The organism is Secundilactobacillus paracollinoides DSM 15502 = JCM 11969, assembly GCF_001311135.1.
GTDB classification, from domain to species: Bacteria; Bacillota; Bacilli; order Lactobacillales; family Lactobacillaceae; genus Secundilactobacillus; species Secundilactobacillus paracollinoides.
In genome coordinates this window covers 61,000-77,393 of sequence record NZ_BBAG01000006.1, presented here as the reverse complement: position 1 = coordinate 77,393, position 16,394 = coordinate 61,000, and the positions used below count along the sequence as shown (strand labels likewise).

The window sequence follows — 16,394 nt, the reverse complement described above, 5'->3', positions numbered from 1 at the left end:
TCCTTAGTCTTCGTCAACCAGGTTAACGTCCAGGCCAAGTTCGTCACGCAGACCAGCGTATCCTTCGTCTTCCAACTTTTGAGCCAATTCAGCATCGCCAGTCTTCACGATTCGACCGCCCATCATCACGTGAACGACATCAGGCACAATGTAGTTCAACAGTCGTTGATAGTGGGTAATGATCAGTGAACCAAAGTCGTCGCCACGTAGGGAGTTGACCCCTTTTGAAACGACCTTGAGGGCATCGATATCCAACCCTGAGTCGATTTCATCAAGTAAGGCAAATGATGGCTTGATCATGAGTAATTGTAAAATTTCATTTCGTTTCTTTTCACCACCGGAGAAGCCTTCGTTGAGGTAACGTTCTGTCATCTCTTGGCTCATATCCAGCAGGTCGAGGTTCTTATCAAGTTCCTTCAAGAAGGCCATAACAGAGATCTGGTCATCTTGAGGACGGCGGGCATTCATGGCAGCCCGTAAGAATTCAGCATTCGTCACCCCTTGAATTTCAGCGGGGTACTGCATCCCGAGGAACAGGCCTTTACGTGCCCGTTCGTCAACCGGCATATTAATGATGGATTCGCCGTTTAATAAGATATCACCTTGAGTGACATGATAGGCTGACTGGCCCATGATCGTTTGAGAAAGGGTTGATTTCCCTGTCCCGTTGGGGCCCATGATGGCGTGGATTTCGCCAGTGTTCATGGTCAGGTTCACGCCCTTTAAAATTTCACGTTTCGTTTGTTTCTCTTCGTCTTCAACTTCAACATGTAAATCTTTAACTTCCAAAGTAGCCATTATCTATCATCCTCCACAGAAAGTGATTATCTTTAAATTACTCTTTTAACGAGTATTATCAAGTCCTATTAAATATTCCTAAGAACCATAATATTCTCATAATCCTTACCGGAACCCGCCACAAAAGGCGGTTAAATGGGCTTTACCCTTTACATAAATAAATTATAGTATTCTGGCAGTTCAAAAAGAATTAGGCATTTCCCCTATCTCTGAAATAGCGCTATCATTGCGTTTTTCCTTGTCACTAGTGAATTCCTTCATTTGAGTATTCCATTATTCATTGGAATAGTTGTCATAATCGTATTCCTGGTACTATCCCATCAATTTTGAGTGAGGCCCAAGGTTAACTGCCGATTCGTTGCGCCGGTCGGCCCTGCAGGATGTAGTGGGTCGCTTCGGAGCTATTGAATTTCTTTGCATAAATTCAAGGATCTCCTCCGTCTCCCGTGTTTGTAGGCGAGGACAGAACCCTCGCCAACAAACACCGACACTACTGCCTGCAATGCCGACCGGCTCCACTACGCTGATATTTGCGGTTCACTTTAGGAAAGTGCTATCGCTTACCTTGATAACAGAACGTTACGTGCAGTGAAACTTTAACTGCAAACTTCCACCCATCGGCCTCAATTCAACCAGGTTCGCTGATAATCGGTTATCTGCAGTCGAGGGCGGATAATCTGCAAACTGGAATTGATTAGATGTCGATACTTAGCCTAAAGCGACAAGCTTGCTGATTACGAGTGGAATGGAGCGATTTGGCACGGAGTTGCGGTGTCGATATCACTTGGTGGGCGTGTTTTTCGGTCACCTAGTGATATGCGAGTCGAATGAGATCCACTCGAGAGCTGCGCAGCAGAAATCGAGTTAGCTCATTCGCGAGCCACCACATCGGAGTGCCAAATCGCGCAATGCAACGGGCTTTTCCCACTTCATAATGGCAGTACGTAATCCGACGTTTCCCCCAAATAAATCCAAGACTACTGTTTAAGAACAACTAGCAGTATAATGAAGCAACTTCATATTTTTAGACTAAGGATGCGGGTAGGTATCAGGAAGTTGCATCCACAAAGGAGCAGGCTTATGACCTATAAAGTAAATTTTAAAACGGTGGAGACAACGGGGCTAGAATCGTCACCCGTTGTTGACGCGCTGGCTGGTCTTCGGGCAAACGAGGCGCGCTATTTTTGGAACAAGTACAAGCATGAATATGTCACAGAACCGGCTAGTGACCACCCGGAATTGATCGACCGCGTGAACACGATCCTCAAAGAGCGGGATATGGTGCTGCCATACAAGCCGCTGGAAGTTTCTGACTTCGTTGTCGATGGTGTGCGGTGGACCTATGTCTTTTACGAAAACGGGCTGTCGATCAACGTTTTGTACACGTTGGAAGACGGCGGGAAGCGCGCCGTTGGCTTCAAGCTTTCAGACGGTATGGACATCCCGGATGTGTTTGAAGGCAAATTCAAGTTTGCCCGACAAAAATCAAAACTTGCCGGTACGATTCGCGGGTCGTTCTTTAAGATCAAGGGCGACTATCCAGATTAGAGAGTGGAACAAACCGGTTAAAGACTTGCACAGAAGCGGACTATGTTATAAAATCCTGGGTTTGGATTTTGTAACATAGTCCGCTTCTGTGCAAGTCTTTGGTTTGTGCAACTCGTTTCGGCGCGGGTGCTAGAAGGACATTTTTAGACTATAAAAGCAGTTGAGAAATCACATCATTTCTCAACTGCTTTCTTGTCATCAAATAACACCTCAACGAGTTGCTCAGCAGTGATGCCCAAAATCGGTGTCACACTGAGTTTTCTCGCTATCACTGTTTTCATTATCTCGCGGTCAAACGGCTTACCCAATAACGCCTTACTAAACTGGCTGGTATCTAAATTACTGAAGAAGTCCCCAGAAAGTCGCACTGCCGATAAGCGACCATCATTCAGGCTGTAATCGATCTGAACCAAGCCGCCACCCTTCACGTAGCGCTTACGCGTCATCTGAAAGGTTTGCCGGTCACCATAGATCACCGCTGGGTCAGCAAACCGTTCCGCGGCGATCTCACTGATCCGGGCTTCATCGGCCGCCGTCAGCGTCACCGTTCGGCAATTGTTTGCCGAACTAACGGCGTCAATAATCCCCTGTCGAAACTGTTCAGGTGTCCAGTCTGGTTTCTGAGCCTTTAAATTGATCGTTCGCTGGTGAACAGAATGGATGTGCTTCGCCTTTTGTTTGACCGGATCGACCTTCAACACGCTGGCCATTGTGGCCATATCAGAATCAAACAGCAAACTGCCGTGATGCAACTTGTAGCCAGGTTCATCGTACTGGGCACTGCCAGACACTTTCAGGCCATCAACGACCAAGTCGTTTCGGCTATCTGTCGTGGCGTGGATACCAACAGCAACCAGCGCTTGTTGAATGAGCGTCAATCCCTGTGAAAAATCCAGGTCATTTGTCTGGTCCGGCATGATCAACGTAAACTGGCAGCCGCCCTCATCCGTATAGATGGTCCCGCCACCCGAATACCGGCGGACCACCGTGAGGCCGTGCGCGTCAACAGCGTTTAAATCAAGTTCTGAAAACGCGTCCTGGTACTTGCCGAGCATCACCGTTGGCGTCGTCCACAGCATGAAGACCGGTTCGTTGAAGGCGTGTGCCGTCATCAGATAATATTCCAGCGCGAAGTTATGGTAAACGTCCCGCGATGTCACTGGCAGGGTGATCATTTGTTATAAACGGACTCCAGCTCTTCCTTTGCCTTGTATGAACTCCGAACCAGTGGTGAGCTGGCAACGAACTTGAAGCCGCGACTCATGGCTTCCTTGTAGTATTTTTGATACCGTTCCATTGGGACCCATTCGCGCAACCGGTAGTTCTTTGGACCTGGTTGGACGTACTGGCCAATGGTCAAGAAGTCAACGTCGACGGCACGCAGGTCGTCCATTAATTGGTAAACTTCGTCGTCTTTTTCGCCAAGACCAAGCATGATCCCAGTCTTCACGTAGGTTTCCTTAGGCGCATGTTCCTTCACGTACTTCAAAACGCCGAGTGAACAATCGTACGTTGCCCGGTTCCGAACCTTAGGAGTGATCGACCGGACTGTTTCCATGTTGTGGTTGAACACGTCAGGCTTTGCGGCAATCACCTTGTCGAGGCAGTCGGTACGGCCTTGGAAATCAGGGGTCAGCACTTCGATGGTGGTATCGGGGTTCAATTCACGAATGGCGTGGATGGTGCGGACAAATTGGTCAGCGCCTAAATCTGGCAGATCATCCCGGTCAACACTGGTCACAACCACGTGGCTTAATTCCAACTTTTTAGTGGCTTGCGCAACCCGAAGCGGTTCGAACAGATCAACTTTTTGCGGATTACCGTGAGGAATGTCGCAGAACCGGCATGCTCGGGTACAGTTCGGGCCAAGGATGATAAATGAAGCGGTCCCGCTCCCGAAACATTCACCCAGATTAGGACAATTAGCTTCAGCACACACGGTGTTGAGCTTCATCCCCTTGAGCATGTCCTCCATCTTATCAACTTTCTTTTGGTCATAGGTCACCTTTAACCAGGTTGGTTTTTTCGTGGCGACGGAGACGTTTGCGTGTTCGTGTTTTGTCATGATGCTCACTCAGCTTTCTGAAGTGGGTCAGGCCACTTCGCGATTTTATTAGTAGTGTTAATTAATCAGCAGTTTGAATGGTAGCGACTAGGTCATCAACCTTAGTGGCATCACCGGTGGCAACGTTTTGTGCCTTCAGTACCCCGGCCTCTTGGCTTTCAACTTGGCTAACCGCTTTTTCGGTCTCAACTTCAAACAAAACGTCGCCTTCCTTAACATCGTCGCCAACGTTCTTCAACCATTTTCCGAAGAAATACTCATCTGACTTTGGACTTAATTTTGGCATGTGCACTTCTTTTAGCATTTGAATCGCTCCTCACTGTTTTGTTTACGACCCCAATATAGCACGAAAAATCCGGATGGTACCCGGTTCAAAACATTATTAGGAAAAACCCTTAGAAACTGTTTTATAGCAAGGGTTTAGCACACATCAGCGTATTCAAAAAATCATTAAATTTCATGGCGGATTTATATGCCTGTATATCAGAATATTCTTGGCAAATGGCATTCTTATTTTATATATGTGAATTAGATTTCAAATGGGTTTATTTTTGATAAATAATTAGTTATGGTATCTATAATATATTAAAAAGGCTAGTCATTTCCTAATTGACACGGGATTTCAGTCATTTTAGAAAGCGCTATCATATTCAACTCAAGTCTGCCCCGATAATTAAGTAATTAATAATAGATACAATTAGTTTACCCAATTTCAATAAAATCGGAATCTATCGTCTTCTAACCACTCTTTTCCTAAAGTTGTTTTCATCTAGGTTAATCTAAAATTGTCATATTCAACAAAAAAAGACAGACACCATCGTCTGTCTTAATTAACGCCTTTTTCAATTATTCAGCAGTTGTTTTCTCAGGCAGCCGTTTCAATCCAATACCCGTGAACCCACTCAAAATGGAAAAGACGGGTGATAACAGGCTGAAGAAACAGAATGGCAGAAAGGCCAGCGTTGGTACGCCTAACGTCCCGGCCGCAAAGGAGCTGGCAACGCCCCACGGCACCAGGTAGTTGATGACGGTCCCACCATCTTCCAGCACCCGACTCAGCGCCAGGTTATCCAGGCCATGGTCGTTAAACGGCTTCTTAAAGGCCTTCCCAGGTAAAATCGTCGATAAGTACTGTTCCCCAACGAACAGATTGACAGCAATACCGCCAAAGATGCCGGCTGTGACCAGGCTGCCATCACTTTTAAGTCGTTTCACTAACGGGTCCATCGCAATTTGAATCAGGTCAAACTTCATTAATAGACCACCCAACGACAGCGTCATGATAATCAGCGACACCGTTGACATCATGGACGTAATACCGCCCCGACTCAGCAACGTATCCACTGCCTGATTGCCAGTGTGGGCAACGTAGCCAGTTTCCATCATCGTGACAAGTTTTTGCACGGACATGGCCGGATCATGAATGAAGATCATCACAACGGCGATACCGATATTGATCATCAGTGTCGCAATTGCCGGAATTTTCAGGAAGGCACAGACAAACATTGCCAGGATCGGTAAAATTGCCCACCAAGTGACCCAGAAGTGGCCACTGAGCACGTTGACGGTGGTCGACACTTTCGTTAGCGCGTCACTTGACGTGTTGTGCCCAAGAATGGCGTACAGGACTAAGGAAACTAAAAATGCTGGAATCGTTGACCACATCAGATTCTTAATGTGCTTAAACAGATCAGCATCCGCAATGGCCGACGCCAAGTTTGTGGAATCTGACAGCGGTGACGTTTTATCCCCAAAAATAGCGCCGGAAATAATGGCCCCGGCCACCAACGCTGGGTTGAGACTCATTGTCGTCCCCATCCCGAATAGGGCGATGCCGACCGTCGAAATCGTAGTGAACGCACTCCCAATCGAAGTCCCAATCAACGCACAGACCAGAAAGACGGAAGGCACGAACCACTGGACGCTGAGCATCTTAAAACCAGCCACCATTAATGACGGAATAATTCCCGCTGCGATCCAGACGCTGATCAGGACCCCAATCAAAATAAAAATGAATAATGGCACGATTCCTGTGGTGACCCCTTCTGTGATGCCTTTGTGGATGTCTTCCCACGAAAAATGCTTAATGCGTGCCCATAACATGACCAGTGCAATAACTAATAATACTGGAATTTGTGGGCTGATACCGAAACCGATGACGCCCGTTCCCATGATGATCAGCATCATCAATAGGACTAGGATGGCTTCGGTGAAACTTACTTTTGGTGTTTTTTGCATGTTTTTGTCCCCCTCTTTTTTCTTTTCCCGTTCGGTTGGTTTAGTTGGATGGTACGTTGGTGACTAGGTGATGATGCTTGGGTATTGATGCATTGTTTGGCTTATTTGCATTCTTTCTTGGCTTCATAGCCAACGCGTGGCACTACTTTCTCGACTATATAGCCGAAACGTGCTCCGCGAGGCAAAGGCTCCTGCCTAAGGCCACTCTGGCACAAATTCCAAGTTCGGGAATTTTATACCGAAAATCCCTTACCTGCCGCTCTTTAACCGCTTCTTTCCGCACGCTTTCTTGGCTCATAGCCGAAACGTGCTCCGCGAGGCAAGGGGCGGCCATGTAAGGGACTCTGGCAAAAATGCCAAGATCGGGCATTTCTGCCAGAGTCCCTTACATTCTGCCCCTTAACCGCCTCGCTCCGCACTCTACAAAAAAGCCCCCACCGCAACAATTATTGTCGCGACAGACGATTTGGCTAACCGTGGTACCACCCAGCTTAAGACCCAGTTTGGGCCTTCACTCACTAGATGATATCGGTTCTAGTTTTTATCCGTACGATTGACAGTCAGTATTTCGTCGTCATCATCCTGATCGGTTCGCAGCAACCACCGACTTTCTGACACCCAGATGAGACCCTACTTGAGTTGACCATCAAATAATCCTTTCACAGATTAACATGTGGGATTGGAAAGGTCAATTAAAACGGGATGAGATTCTTGTGTCGAGTGTTCTAAATATCGCTATCACGTCACTGCGTTGCATCTTTCGACTCTAGGCTGAGCTGGATTGCTCCGCTTGCAATACTGAACAGCTCCACGACGCCATAATACCTGTAATGGTCATTATAGATAGTAAGTCCTCTTAAATGGTGTCATGAACCTACTAATCAATCGTAAACAGTGACTAGCAAATTATGAGAAGCATTGCTAACAATAGGTTTACTAGTAGTCGAGGGCGGATTCTCTGCAAACTTGGTTTAACGCCATTGCGAAACTTAACTAGTGGAAAAAGCAAGCTCAACGTCAGTGGAATGGAACAATTTGGCAGGTTGTCGTGGTGTCGACATCAGTTAGCGACCGTTCTTTGGTCGGTTACTGATGTGCGAGACGACTGAGATCCACTCGAGAGCTGCGCAGCAGAAATCGAGTTAGCTCAGTCGCGAGCCACTACGACGGTCGGCCAAATTGCGGAATGCAACGGACAAATTAATCACATTCGTTTTGTTTTCGAGCAGTTTTAAGCGACTTTTCTTGAATTCTGGTCCAAGATTCCGGTTGAAACCCACTGCACAAACGATTAAACTGTTCTCTATGATAACCGTTTCCAACCCAAAATAAAGGACTGATTGCATGACGCATCATACGAAATGGCGCTTGCTGAGTATCGCAATTTACGTCATTTTTGTTATTATTTGTATTGCCTTTAAACTCTTACGCCCATCTGACATTGGAATGGCTTGGTCCATTTTTGGTACATCGCTGCCGCGGGACTAGCTTACTACTTTTACTTCAAAAATATTTCCTATCAGGAAGTGGTCTACTACGCGCGTCAGCTCAACCTTGACCGCAGCGACCTGGAAGCAATCGTGCCTAACCGCAAAAATACGGCTGAAGTACCGGATCCGGCTCACCCGAATATGTTTAGTCCCATTGTTCAGGTGCCGCTTGGAATTTTGAATCATCTCTCTGATGAACTGATCAAACAGGCGAAAGAACAATCAGTTGCCCCATTTAAATAAATAAGCGAACGAACGTGTTGTAAATTACTTGCGACACGTTTTTATTTTGATCTAATTCGCTGCTTTTAGCTTATTTCATTAACATTTTCGCTATAAATATAGTAATTATTCGTGTTTATGCGTATAATAAAAAGCAACTAAAGGAGGAATCACAATGATTCATAACGTGTATTTAGACCACGATGGGAACGTTGACGACCTGGTCTCGTTGTTGCTGCTGATGCAGGTGCCAGATGTTAAGCTCACCGGAGTTGGTGTGGTTGGCGCCGACTCATACCTTGAACCAGCCGTTTCAGCCTCGAGAAAGATTATCGATCTCTTTGGTCATGATCGGTCATTGGCAGTGGCTGCGTCAGACTCGCGCCCTGTTAACCAGTTTCCAAAGGCGTGGCGGCTAAGCACTTTTTCATTTGATGCCTTCCCGATTTTAAACGAACGGGGTGTTGTTAAAACACCTGTCACTGACAAACCGGCCCACCTGGACATGGTTGAAAAAATCATGAGTGCGGACGGCAAAACGTCGCTGGTCATGACCGGGCCACTGACCGATCTGGCGCGGGCACTTAAGGCCGAACCAGCCATTGAGACGAAGATCGACCGCCTGTGCTGGATGGGTGGGACAATGGATGACCGCGGCAATGTCGCCGAACCTGAGCAGGACGGCACCGTTGAGTGGAACGCTTACTGGGACCCAGAGGCGGTTAAAACGGTATTTGCGACCGCAATTCCGATTCAGATGGTCGGCCTCGAATCGACCGCCAAATTCCATTGACGCCCGCCATTCGGCAGCACTGGCTAAACTGCGCCGCTACGCTGCCATCGATCTCATGGGTCAAGGCTACGCACTGGTACCGCCATTGGAACACTTTGAGACCAACTCAACCTACTACCTTTGGGACGTGCTCAACACGGTCGCCAGCGAATATCCAGACATTGTCTCAACTAAACAGGTTCAGGGTGATGTCCTCACTACCGGACCTGGCGCTGGCCGGACCTTTGAAACAGCAACTGGTCGGCCAATCACACTCGTCACTGAAGTGGATCAACAGGCTTTCTTTGACCAGGTGGATGATCTTGCAAAACGCGCTTCAACGTTAAATTAAATCATTAAAGACTGTAACACCAGGAAGGCCACACGTTTGTGTTGACTCTCCTGGTGTTTTTTTGACGAAAGTGGTTGACGTATTTTTAAATGCTGTTACAATGAATATCACAGGTACTTTTAAAGTAACAACATAAAACTCAAAAAAGGAAGTACTTAATCTATGACAACCTATGCCGTTACAGGTGCGACCGGCCACTTTGGTCAAGCTGCACTCCAAACCCTCACCCAACTCGTCGCACCAGAAAACATCGTGGCGTTAGCTTGCAACACGAAGAAGTTGAATCACTTGTCCCTGCCGGTGTGACAGTTCGTCCCGGCGATTACGATAATGAAGCTGAATTAACAGCTTCCCTTGCTGGTATCGACCGGCTCCTCTTTGTGTCATCCCAACCTGGTGGTCCCGTTTCTCGTGAACAGCAACACCTTAACGTTGTGAACGCCGCGAAGGCTGCCGGTGTGGGCTACGTTGCTTATACCAGTTTTCCACACGCGGATACCGCAACGTCACCGCTATCAGCTGATCACAAGGCCACTGAAAAGGCGCTCAACGATTCCGGCATCGCTCACTCGTTTTTAAGAAACAACTGGTACCTCGAAAACGAACTCGCAACGTTGAAGGACGCGCAAGCTGGCAAACCATTCGTCTACGCCGGTGGCGACGGCCAAGTTGGCTGGGCGCTAGAACGTGAATATGCTGAGGGTGCCGCCAATGTTTTGGCGAGCGACTCCCAAAAACCCGTTTACGAGTTTTCTGGCGCACCACTGACCTACAGCCAACTCGCCGATGCGTTATCAGGTGACTTTGCCGTTCAGTCACTGACCACTGATGACTACAACAAAGGGTTGCAAGCCGCTGGGTTGGATGAAGGCACTGCCGGTGTCGTCACCATGATCCAACAGCTCATCCGCGACGGTGAGTTAGCCAAGACCTCAACGGATCTGCCAGAAGTCCTGGGTCACGAGTTAACACCTTTAGACGCCGCTTTAGCTGAAGTTTTACAAGCCTAATTAAATAACACTGATTGATCCCCCCAAACAAAAACTGACCACCTGGATGTCCTACCAGGTGGTCAGTTTTTTTGTGTTATTTCAGTTTTTTTAAACGGTTAATAGCCCGTTTTATCAAGCTTCATTTTTCTTGAGATTTCTTCAACCAATCCAAGTTTTCCGGATCTGGTCCAACCCGTTTACCCTGGTCGAGTTTGGCGATCTCTGCCATTTCAGCTTCGTCCAGGCCAAACGCAAAGATGTCGCGGTTCTGTCTCACGCGGTCTTCATGAATGGACTTGGGAATCACTACTTCGTTACGTTCAACGTGCCACCGTAACACAATTTGTGCTGGGGTAACATTGTGGTCCTTGGCTAATTTTTGAATCAACGGATCGTTGATTGCGTTGTTCCGACCACCACCAAGTGGACTCCATGATTCGTGAACGATACCCTGTTTTTCAAGGTAGGCGTGCAGGTCAGTTTGCTGGAAATAAGGGTGCGTTTCAATTTGATCCACAGCAGGCTTGATCTCAGTCTGACTCATGAGATCTTCCAGCTGAGATGGTACAAAGTTTGAAACACCAATGTTCTTGATCTTGCCTGCTTTGTACAGGTCTTCCATAGCTTTCCAGTTATCAACATAACCCGGTGCTGGCCAGTGGATCAGGTACATATCCAAATAATCAAACCCTAAACGATCCAGTGTTGCTTGGAACTCGGTCTTAGTTTCATCATAACCGCGGACGTCGTTCCAAATTTTCGACGTGACGAAAATGTCTTCACGTGGAATACCACTTTCGCGAATGGCTTCGCCCACCCACTGCTCGTTGCCGTACAACTTAGCCGTATCAATGTGGCGGTAACCAGCATCGAGGGCCCACTTAATTGAATCCTTTGTATCTTGCGCATTATCGACTTGGAAGACGCCAAGCCCTAATTGAGGAATCGTATTGCCGTTATTTAACGGAATATCAGGAATATCATTATGCATTGTTCAAAAACCACCTTTCGGAATTTTGTTGAACGGTTGATGCTTACGTGGTTAATTTTAACGATAACGAGTGCTAGTGGCAACCTAGGCGTGTTTTAAAGTGCGATTTTAGTCGATGTGCTTCTATGATATATAGCTGAACAGCCTTTCTGAAAGTAACTTTCCAGTATTAGTTGTTAGTCCGTTGCATTCCGTAATTTGGTAGGCCGTCGTAGTGGCTCGCGATGAAGCTAATTCGATTTCTGCTTAGCAGCTCTCGAATGGATCTCCATCGTCTCGCACATCAGTAACCGACCTTGACTGCGGTAAGCCCATTGACAGCAATGCTTCTCGCAATGCGCTTGGAACCGGTAGCGATTGATTAACAGGTTACATGACACCAATTTTGAAGATTTATCATCTATGTTAACTTTACCCAGTATCGTAGCGTAGTGGAGCCGTTCGGCATTGCAGGCTGTGGTGTCGGTAGTAGTTAGCGACCGCTCTTTGGTCGGTTACTAATACGGGAGACGTTGAAGATCCTTGAATTTCTAAAGGAAATTCAATAGCTCCGAAGCGACCCCACCTCAGCCTGCAGGGCCGAACGGCGCAACGAAGCGGCTGGTCAACACTATTAAAGCACTAACACAATAGAAAGACGCTCTATACTCTACGTACTATCCCGTTCATCGATTCGAAACGGCGTATACTGCGACTCAAACTTATCCATGTCACGTTGCAGCATCATTTTCATCCCACGATTACCCATTTCATAGAACGATTGCGTGACACTCGTAATCTGAGGTCGAACAATTTTGACCATTTGTGTGCCGTCAATGCTCATGATGGCTAGATCATCCGGCACCGATAGGCCAAACGCAACGGCCTGGTTCATGACGCCGATTGCTGCCAGGTCACTTGTCCCGATAACGGCGTCAAGTTCCGTCTGGGCACCATAGGTCGTCATGGCTTCAACGCCATCGTCGTAGGTGAATTTGCCGTCCTGAATCCATTCCGGTTTCGTTGGCAGGTCGTGGTCGGCCATTGCGCGTTGAAATCCCAAAATACGTTGCGTGCCGATATAAGAGTGGCGGTCGATGGCAGCGATTCCAATTTTCTTGTGGCCTTTTTTAATCAGGAAGTCAGTCGCCTGATACCCAATGCGAAGTCGTCTGAGCCAATAAAGGGCAACTGTTGGCTGTCAAATGACGTCGACAAAAAGACGTGCGGAATATTGGCTGCGCGCAGCATCGCGATGTCGGCATCCGCCGGGCGAATGGCAAGAATCAAAATGCCCATCACCGAGCGTTCGATGACAGTTTGCAGAGCGCGGTGCTGCTGGTCAACATCGGACTCACCCGCATATAAGATGATGACGCTGAGATTATGCTTAAACGCTTCGTCTTGAATGCCCGCAATAATGTCGTTCGCAAAGTTGGTCTTGGTGGCGGACACGATCACCCCGATCACTTGACTTCGTTGTGTGACCAGCTCAACTGCAGCTGTGTTTTTCCGATAACCGAGTTTTTCAGCGGTCTGTCGGACTTTAGTCGCGGTCTTTTCAGAGTAGAAGCCTTCCTTATTAGCGAGAACCCGTGATACGGTAGCAATGGATACGTTTGCTGTTTCGGCAATGTCCTTGATTGTTACTGTCATGAACGACTGCCCCCTTCTGGATTTATCAATACTTACAGTTTAGCATATTTTGTCGATTATGTAAGTAAACGTTTGTGTTGTTGATTTAAAAGTATTGTACACGTTTACTTTACGTGTTAGTATCGGAAATGTAATCGATTACGAACACATTTTAGGGAGGCACCACCTTATGAACGCGAAACCTGTTAGCAACGCTTCAGATGTGCCGGACGTTAAGCCCCAAGAGCATGGGCTGCCGACACTGAAATTATCTACTATATTTGCCATGACGTTTGGCTTTTTCGGCGTCAACATGGCGTTTTCATTGCAATCATCACAGTTGGGTCGGATTTTCCAGACGATTGGGACTGACCCGAATAAGCTGGGCTTCTTCTTTATTTTGCCACCACTGGCCGGAATGGTCATTCAACCGCTGATCGGGAAATATTCAGATAAGACCTGGTCGAAACGATTTGGCAGACGCATGCCATACTTGCTGATTGGCGCACCCGTCGCCGCAATTGTGTTAATCTTGTTACCAAACGCTGGCTCGTTTGGCTTCGGTTACGGCTCGGCGGCAGCCTTGACATTTGCCGCTATCGCAACGTTGTTCATGGACCTGTCCTCCAACGTCTGCATGCAGCCCTTTAAGATGGTGATCGGCGACATGGTCAACGAAGATCAAAAAGACCTCGCTTGGTCATGGCAGCAATCCTTCTCAAATTTGGGCGGTGTGCTGGCCACACTTGTCCCCTTCGTGCTCGCTTTTATGGGCGTCGCCAACGTGGCGCCAAAGGGTGAAGTGCCAACGACCGTTAAGATTGCCTTCTATCTGGCCGCTGCTGTACTGCTGATCACCTCGCTTTACACCATTTCTCAAGTTCACGAATATGATCCAAAAACCTACGCTGACTACCACGGCATCGATACGACTAAGGCCCAGCCAAAAACGAGTCTCTGGGAATTACTCAAGAAAGCCCCAAAGGTCTTCTGGGAAGTCTCCGTTGTCCAGTTCTTTACCTGGTTCGCAATTTTATACCTCTGGACTTACAGTACCGGTGCCATTTCTATCAACGTCTGGCACACCAGCAACGCCTCATCCGCTGGCTACCAAGCCGCTGGGAACTGGTACGGTGTGCTGACCTGCATCCAATCCATTGCTTCCGTTGTTTGGGGCATGTTGGTCCAGGCACGGACAAAACCGGAACACCGGAAATTCTGGTACCAATTCGGCCTCGTTGCGGGTGCGATCGGCTACATCTCAATCTTCTTCATTCACGATAAGTACCTCTTAATTTTGCCATTTTGCCTGATTGGGATCACCTATATCACCATGAACACCCAGCCCTTCTCACTGTTGACCGAAGCGTTAAACGGTGAAAACGAAGGCTCGTACCTGGGCCTCTTCAACTGCAGTATTTGTTTGCCGCAAATCGTTGCTTCCATCGCCAGCTTCTGGCTGTTCCCGATGGTGCACAACTTTATGCCGGCCATGTTCATTATTGGTGGGATCTCACTGTTACTTGCAGCGGTATCCGTCAGAATCGTGCATTCAAAATTCGATAAACCAGCAACTCACTAATTTATTTTCAAAGGAGATCGTACTATGACAGCAACACATTCATTTCAAGACGAGGTCGTTTACCAGATCTACCCGCGCAGTTTTCAGGATAGTAACAACGACGGCATTGGTGATTTAAAAGGGATTCAGCAACGGCTGCCCTATTTGAAGAAATTGGGTGCCGACGTACTCTGGCTCAACCCGATTTATAAGTCGCCCGACCAGGATAACGGCTACGACATTTCCGATTACGAGTCCATTCAGCCTGCCTATGGCACCATGGCCGATTTTGACACCCTGCTTAAAGCGGTGCACGACAACGGGATGAAATTGCTGATGGACCTAGTTGTCAACCACACCTCTGACCAACACAGATGGTTCCAGGAAAGCCGCAAATCTAAGGACAACCCTTACGCAGACTATTATATTTGGCGTGATCCCGTTGACGGCCACGAACCAAATAACTGGGGCTCGTACTTCTCTGGCTCAGCCTGGACCTACGAACCTGCGCGTGGCCAGTACTATCTGCATTTATTTGCCCCTGGTCAGCCGGATTTAAACTGGGAAAACCCAGTCGTCCGGCAAGCGGTTTACAGCCTCATGAAATTCTGGCTGGATAAGGGCGTCAACGGGTTCCGGATGGATGTCATCAATTTGATTTCTAAACCCGAGGGCCTGCCAGATGCCCCACAGGCTGACGGCGCCGAATACGGGAACGTGGAACCACTCGTGCTGATGGGCCAAAATTAAACGACTATCTGCAAGAAATGAATCGAGAAGTGCTCTCTCAGTATGATGATATCTTGACCGTTGGTGAAATGCCTGGTTCAACGCCGGAAGACGCCGTTCACTACACCAATCTGGATGGCAGTGAACTCAACATGGTCTTCCAGTTCCAGCACGTGAACTATCCCCTAACCCAGATGGTCGGTTAGGCAAGTGGAATGATCAGCCCGTTAAACTCCCCGAACTCAAGCAGGCCTTTGCGCGCTGGCAAGTGGCGTTAAACGGTAAGGGTTGGAACAGTTTGTACTGGAACAACCATGACCAGCCACGGACATATCGCGCTTTGGCAACGATGACCCGAAGTACCGGGTCGTTTCAGCCAAGATGCTGGGCACAACGCTGCACATGATGCAGGGGACTCCCTACGTTTACGAGGGTGAAGAGATCGGCATGACAAACGTGCACTACACCGCCCTGGATCAGTACGAAGACCTGGAATCGATCAACGCCTACCAGGACCTTGTGACAAACGAAAAAATCGTGCCCGCTGACAAAATGCTAGCGTATCTCTCTCATATTTCACGGGACAATGCCCGGACACCAATGCAGTGGGATGACTCAGAAAACGCCGGCTTTTCAGCTGCCACACCTTGGTTTGCATTGAACCCGAACTACACGGCCATCAACACCGAGGCTGCGCTAGCTGATCCAAACTCCGTCTTCTACTATTACCAAAAACTCATTGCGCTGCGACATGACAGCGACCTGATCAAACTGGGCGACTTTGACTTACTTGACCCAGACGACGTGGATGTGTTTGCTTACAAGCGGCACTATAACGGCCAAACGCTACTAGTTATCAGTAACTTTACTAACAGCGCCGTCACTCGCGATTATGGGCAGCAACAAGCCGACACTCTACTGATCAGTAATTACGACGATGACCAAGGCAGCGTTCTGCGGCCTTACGAGTCCAAGGTTTACCAGTTCAACCATTAAATGAATACACCGAATTAAATTACATT

At 47.9% G+C, this 16,394-nt stretch carries 11 protein-coding genes and 4 pseudogenes; 8 read left to right on the top strand and 7 right to left on the bottom strand.

Annotated features, from left to right (window positions below; all coding sequences use genetic code 11):
* Nucleotides 1-3 precede the first annotated feature (3 nt).
* Complete coding sequence (sufC, locus tag JCM11969_RS04145; RefSeq protein WP_054708597.1) at nucleotides 4-798, bottom strand: Fe-S cluster assembly ATPase SufC; 795 nt, start codon at nucleotides 796-798, stop codon at nucleotides 4-6.
* Nucleotides 799-1,878: 1,080 nt separating this feature from the next.
* On the opposite strand from sufC, the gene JCM11969_RS04140 reads away from it, so the two are divergent.
* Complete coding sequence (locus JCM11969_RS04140) at nucleotides 1,879-2,346, top strand: DUF8821 family protein (RefSeq protein ID WP_054708594.1); 468 nt, start codon at nucleotides 1,879-1,881, stop codon at nucleotides 2,344-2,346.
* 173 nt (nucleotides 2,347-2,519) lie between these two features.
* On the opposite strand, the gene lplA is transcribed toward JCM11969_RS04140, so the two are convergent.
* The 4 genes from lplA to nhaC form a co-directional block, all read right to left on the bottom strand.
* Nucleotides 2,520-3,521 carry a lipoate--protein ligase gene (lplA, locus tag JCM11969_RS04135; RefSeq protein ID WP_054708591.1) on the bottom strand — a complete coding sequence of 334 codons (1,002 nt, stop codon included), beginning with the start codon at nucleotides 3,519-3,521 and terminating at the stop codon, nucleotides 2,520-2,522.
* On the bottom strand, nucleotides 3,518-4,411 hold the full coding sequence (gene lipA / locus JCM11969_RS04130; protein ID WP_054708588.1) for a lipoyl synthase: 894 nt from the start codon (nucleotides 4,409-4,411) through the stop codon (nucleotides 3,518-3,520). The genes lplA and lipA overlap by 4 nt, the downstream gene beginning before the upstream one ends.
* 61 nt (nucleotides 4,412-4,472) lie before the next feature.
* Nucleotides 4,473-4,715, bottom strand: a complete 243-nt coding sequence (locus tag JCM11969_RS04125; protein ID WP_054708585.1) for a lipoyl domain-containing protein — start codon at nucleotides 4,713-4,715, stop codon at nucleotides 4,473-4,475.
* A gap of 542 nt (nucleotides 4,716-5,257) precedes the next feature.
* Nucleotides 5,258-6,649: a Na+/H+ antiporter NhaC gene (nhaC, locus tag JCM11969_RS04120; protein ID WP_054708582.1), complete on the bottom strand. Its 1,392-nt coding sequence runs from the start codon at nucleotides 6,647-6,649 to the stop codon at nucleotides 5,258-5,260.
* A gap of 1,451 nt (nucleotides 6,650-8,100) precedes the next feature.
* On the opposite strand from nhaC, the gene JCM11969_RS04110 reads away from it, so the two are divergent.
* The 3 genes and pseudogenes from JCM11969_RS04110 (at nucleotide 8,101) to JCM11969_RS04100 (ending at nucleotide 10,495) form a co-directional block, all read left to right on the top strand.
* The gene (locus tag JCM11969_RS04110) at nucleotides 8,101-8,382 is read left to right on the top strand and encodes a hypothetical protein (protein WP_054708576.1); all 282 of its coding nucleotides are present in this window, start codon (nucleotides 8,101-8,103) and stop codon (nucleotides 8,380-8,382) included.
* A 157-nt stretch (nucleotides 8,383-8,539) separates the two neighbouring features.
* Nucleotides 8,540-9,485: pseudogene (locus JCM11969_RS04105) on the top strand (nucleoside hydrolase).
* Between the two features lie 162 nt (nucleotides 9,486-9,647).
* Nucleotides 9,648-10,495: pseudogene (locus tag JCM11969_RS04100) on the top strand (NAD(P)H-binding protein).
* Nucleotides 10,496-10,616: 121 nt separating this feature from the next.
* Here the strand turns inward: JCM11969_RS04100 and JCM11969_RS04095 are convergent.
* Nucleotides 10,617-11,468: an aldo/keto reductase gene (locus JCM11969_RS04095; protein ID WP_054708573.1), complete on the bottom strand. Its 852-nt coding sequence runs from the start codon at nucleotides 11,466-11,468 to the stop codon at nucleotides 10,617-10,619.
* A 649-nt stretch (nucleotides 11,469-12,117) separates the two neighbouring features.
* Nucleotides 12,118-13,103, bottom strand: a pseudogene (locus JCM11969_RS04090) (LacI family DNA-binding transcriptional regulator).
* A 169-nt stretch (nucleotides 13,104-13,272) separates the two neighbouring features.
* On the opposite strand from JCM11969_RS04090, the gene JCM11969_RS04085 reads away from it, so the two are divergent.
* From JCM11969_RS04085 to JCM11969_RS20815, 4 genes and pseudogenes are all read left to right on the top strand, one after another.
* Nucleotides 13,273-14,664: an SLC45 family MFS transporter gene (locus JCM11969_RS04085; protein ID WP_054708570.1), complete on the top strand. Its 1,392-nt coding sequence runs from the start codon at nucleotides 13,273-13,275 to the stop codon at nucleotides 14,662-14,664.
* Between the two features lie 24 nt (nucleotides 14,665-14,688).
* Complete coding sequence (locus tag JCM11969_RS20290) at nucleotides 14,689-15,393, top strand: alpha-amylase family glycosyl hydrolase (RefSeq protein WP_369523189.1); 705 nt, start codon at nucleotides 14,689-14,691, stop codon at nucleotides 15,391-15,393.
* Between the two features lie 17 nt (nucleotides 15,394-15,410).
* The gene (locus JCM11969_RS20285) at nucleotides 15,411-15,578 is read left to right on the top strand and encodes an alpha-amylase family glycosyl hydrolase (protein ID WP_369523188.1); all 168 of its coding nucleotides are present in this window, start codon (nucleotides 15,411-15,413) and stop codon (nucleotides 15,576-15,578) included.
* A gap of 56 nt (nucleotides 15,579-15,634) precedes the next feature.
* Nucleotides 15,635-16,368 (top strand): annotated as a pseudogene (locus tag JCM11969_RS20815) (alpha-amylase family glycosyl hydrolase); the annotation flags it as partial.
* Nucleotides 16,369-16,394 lie beyond the last annotated feature (26 nt).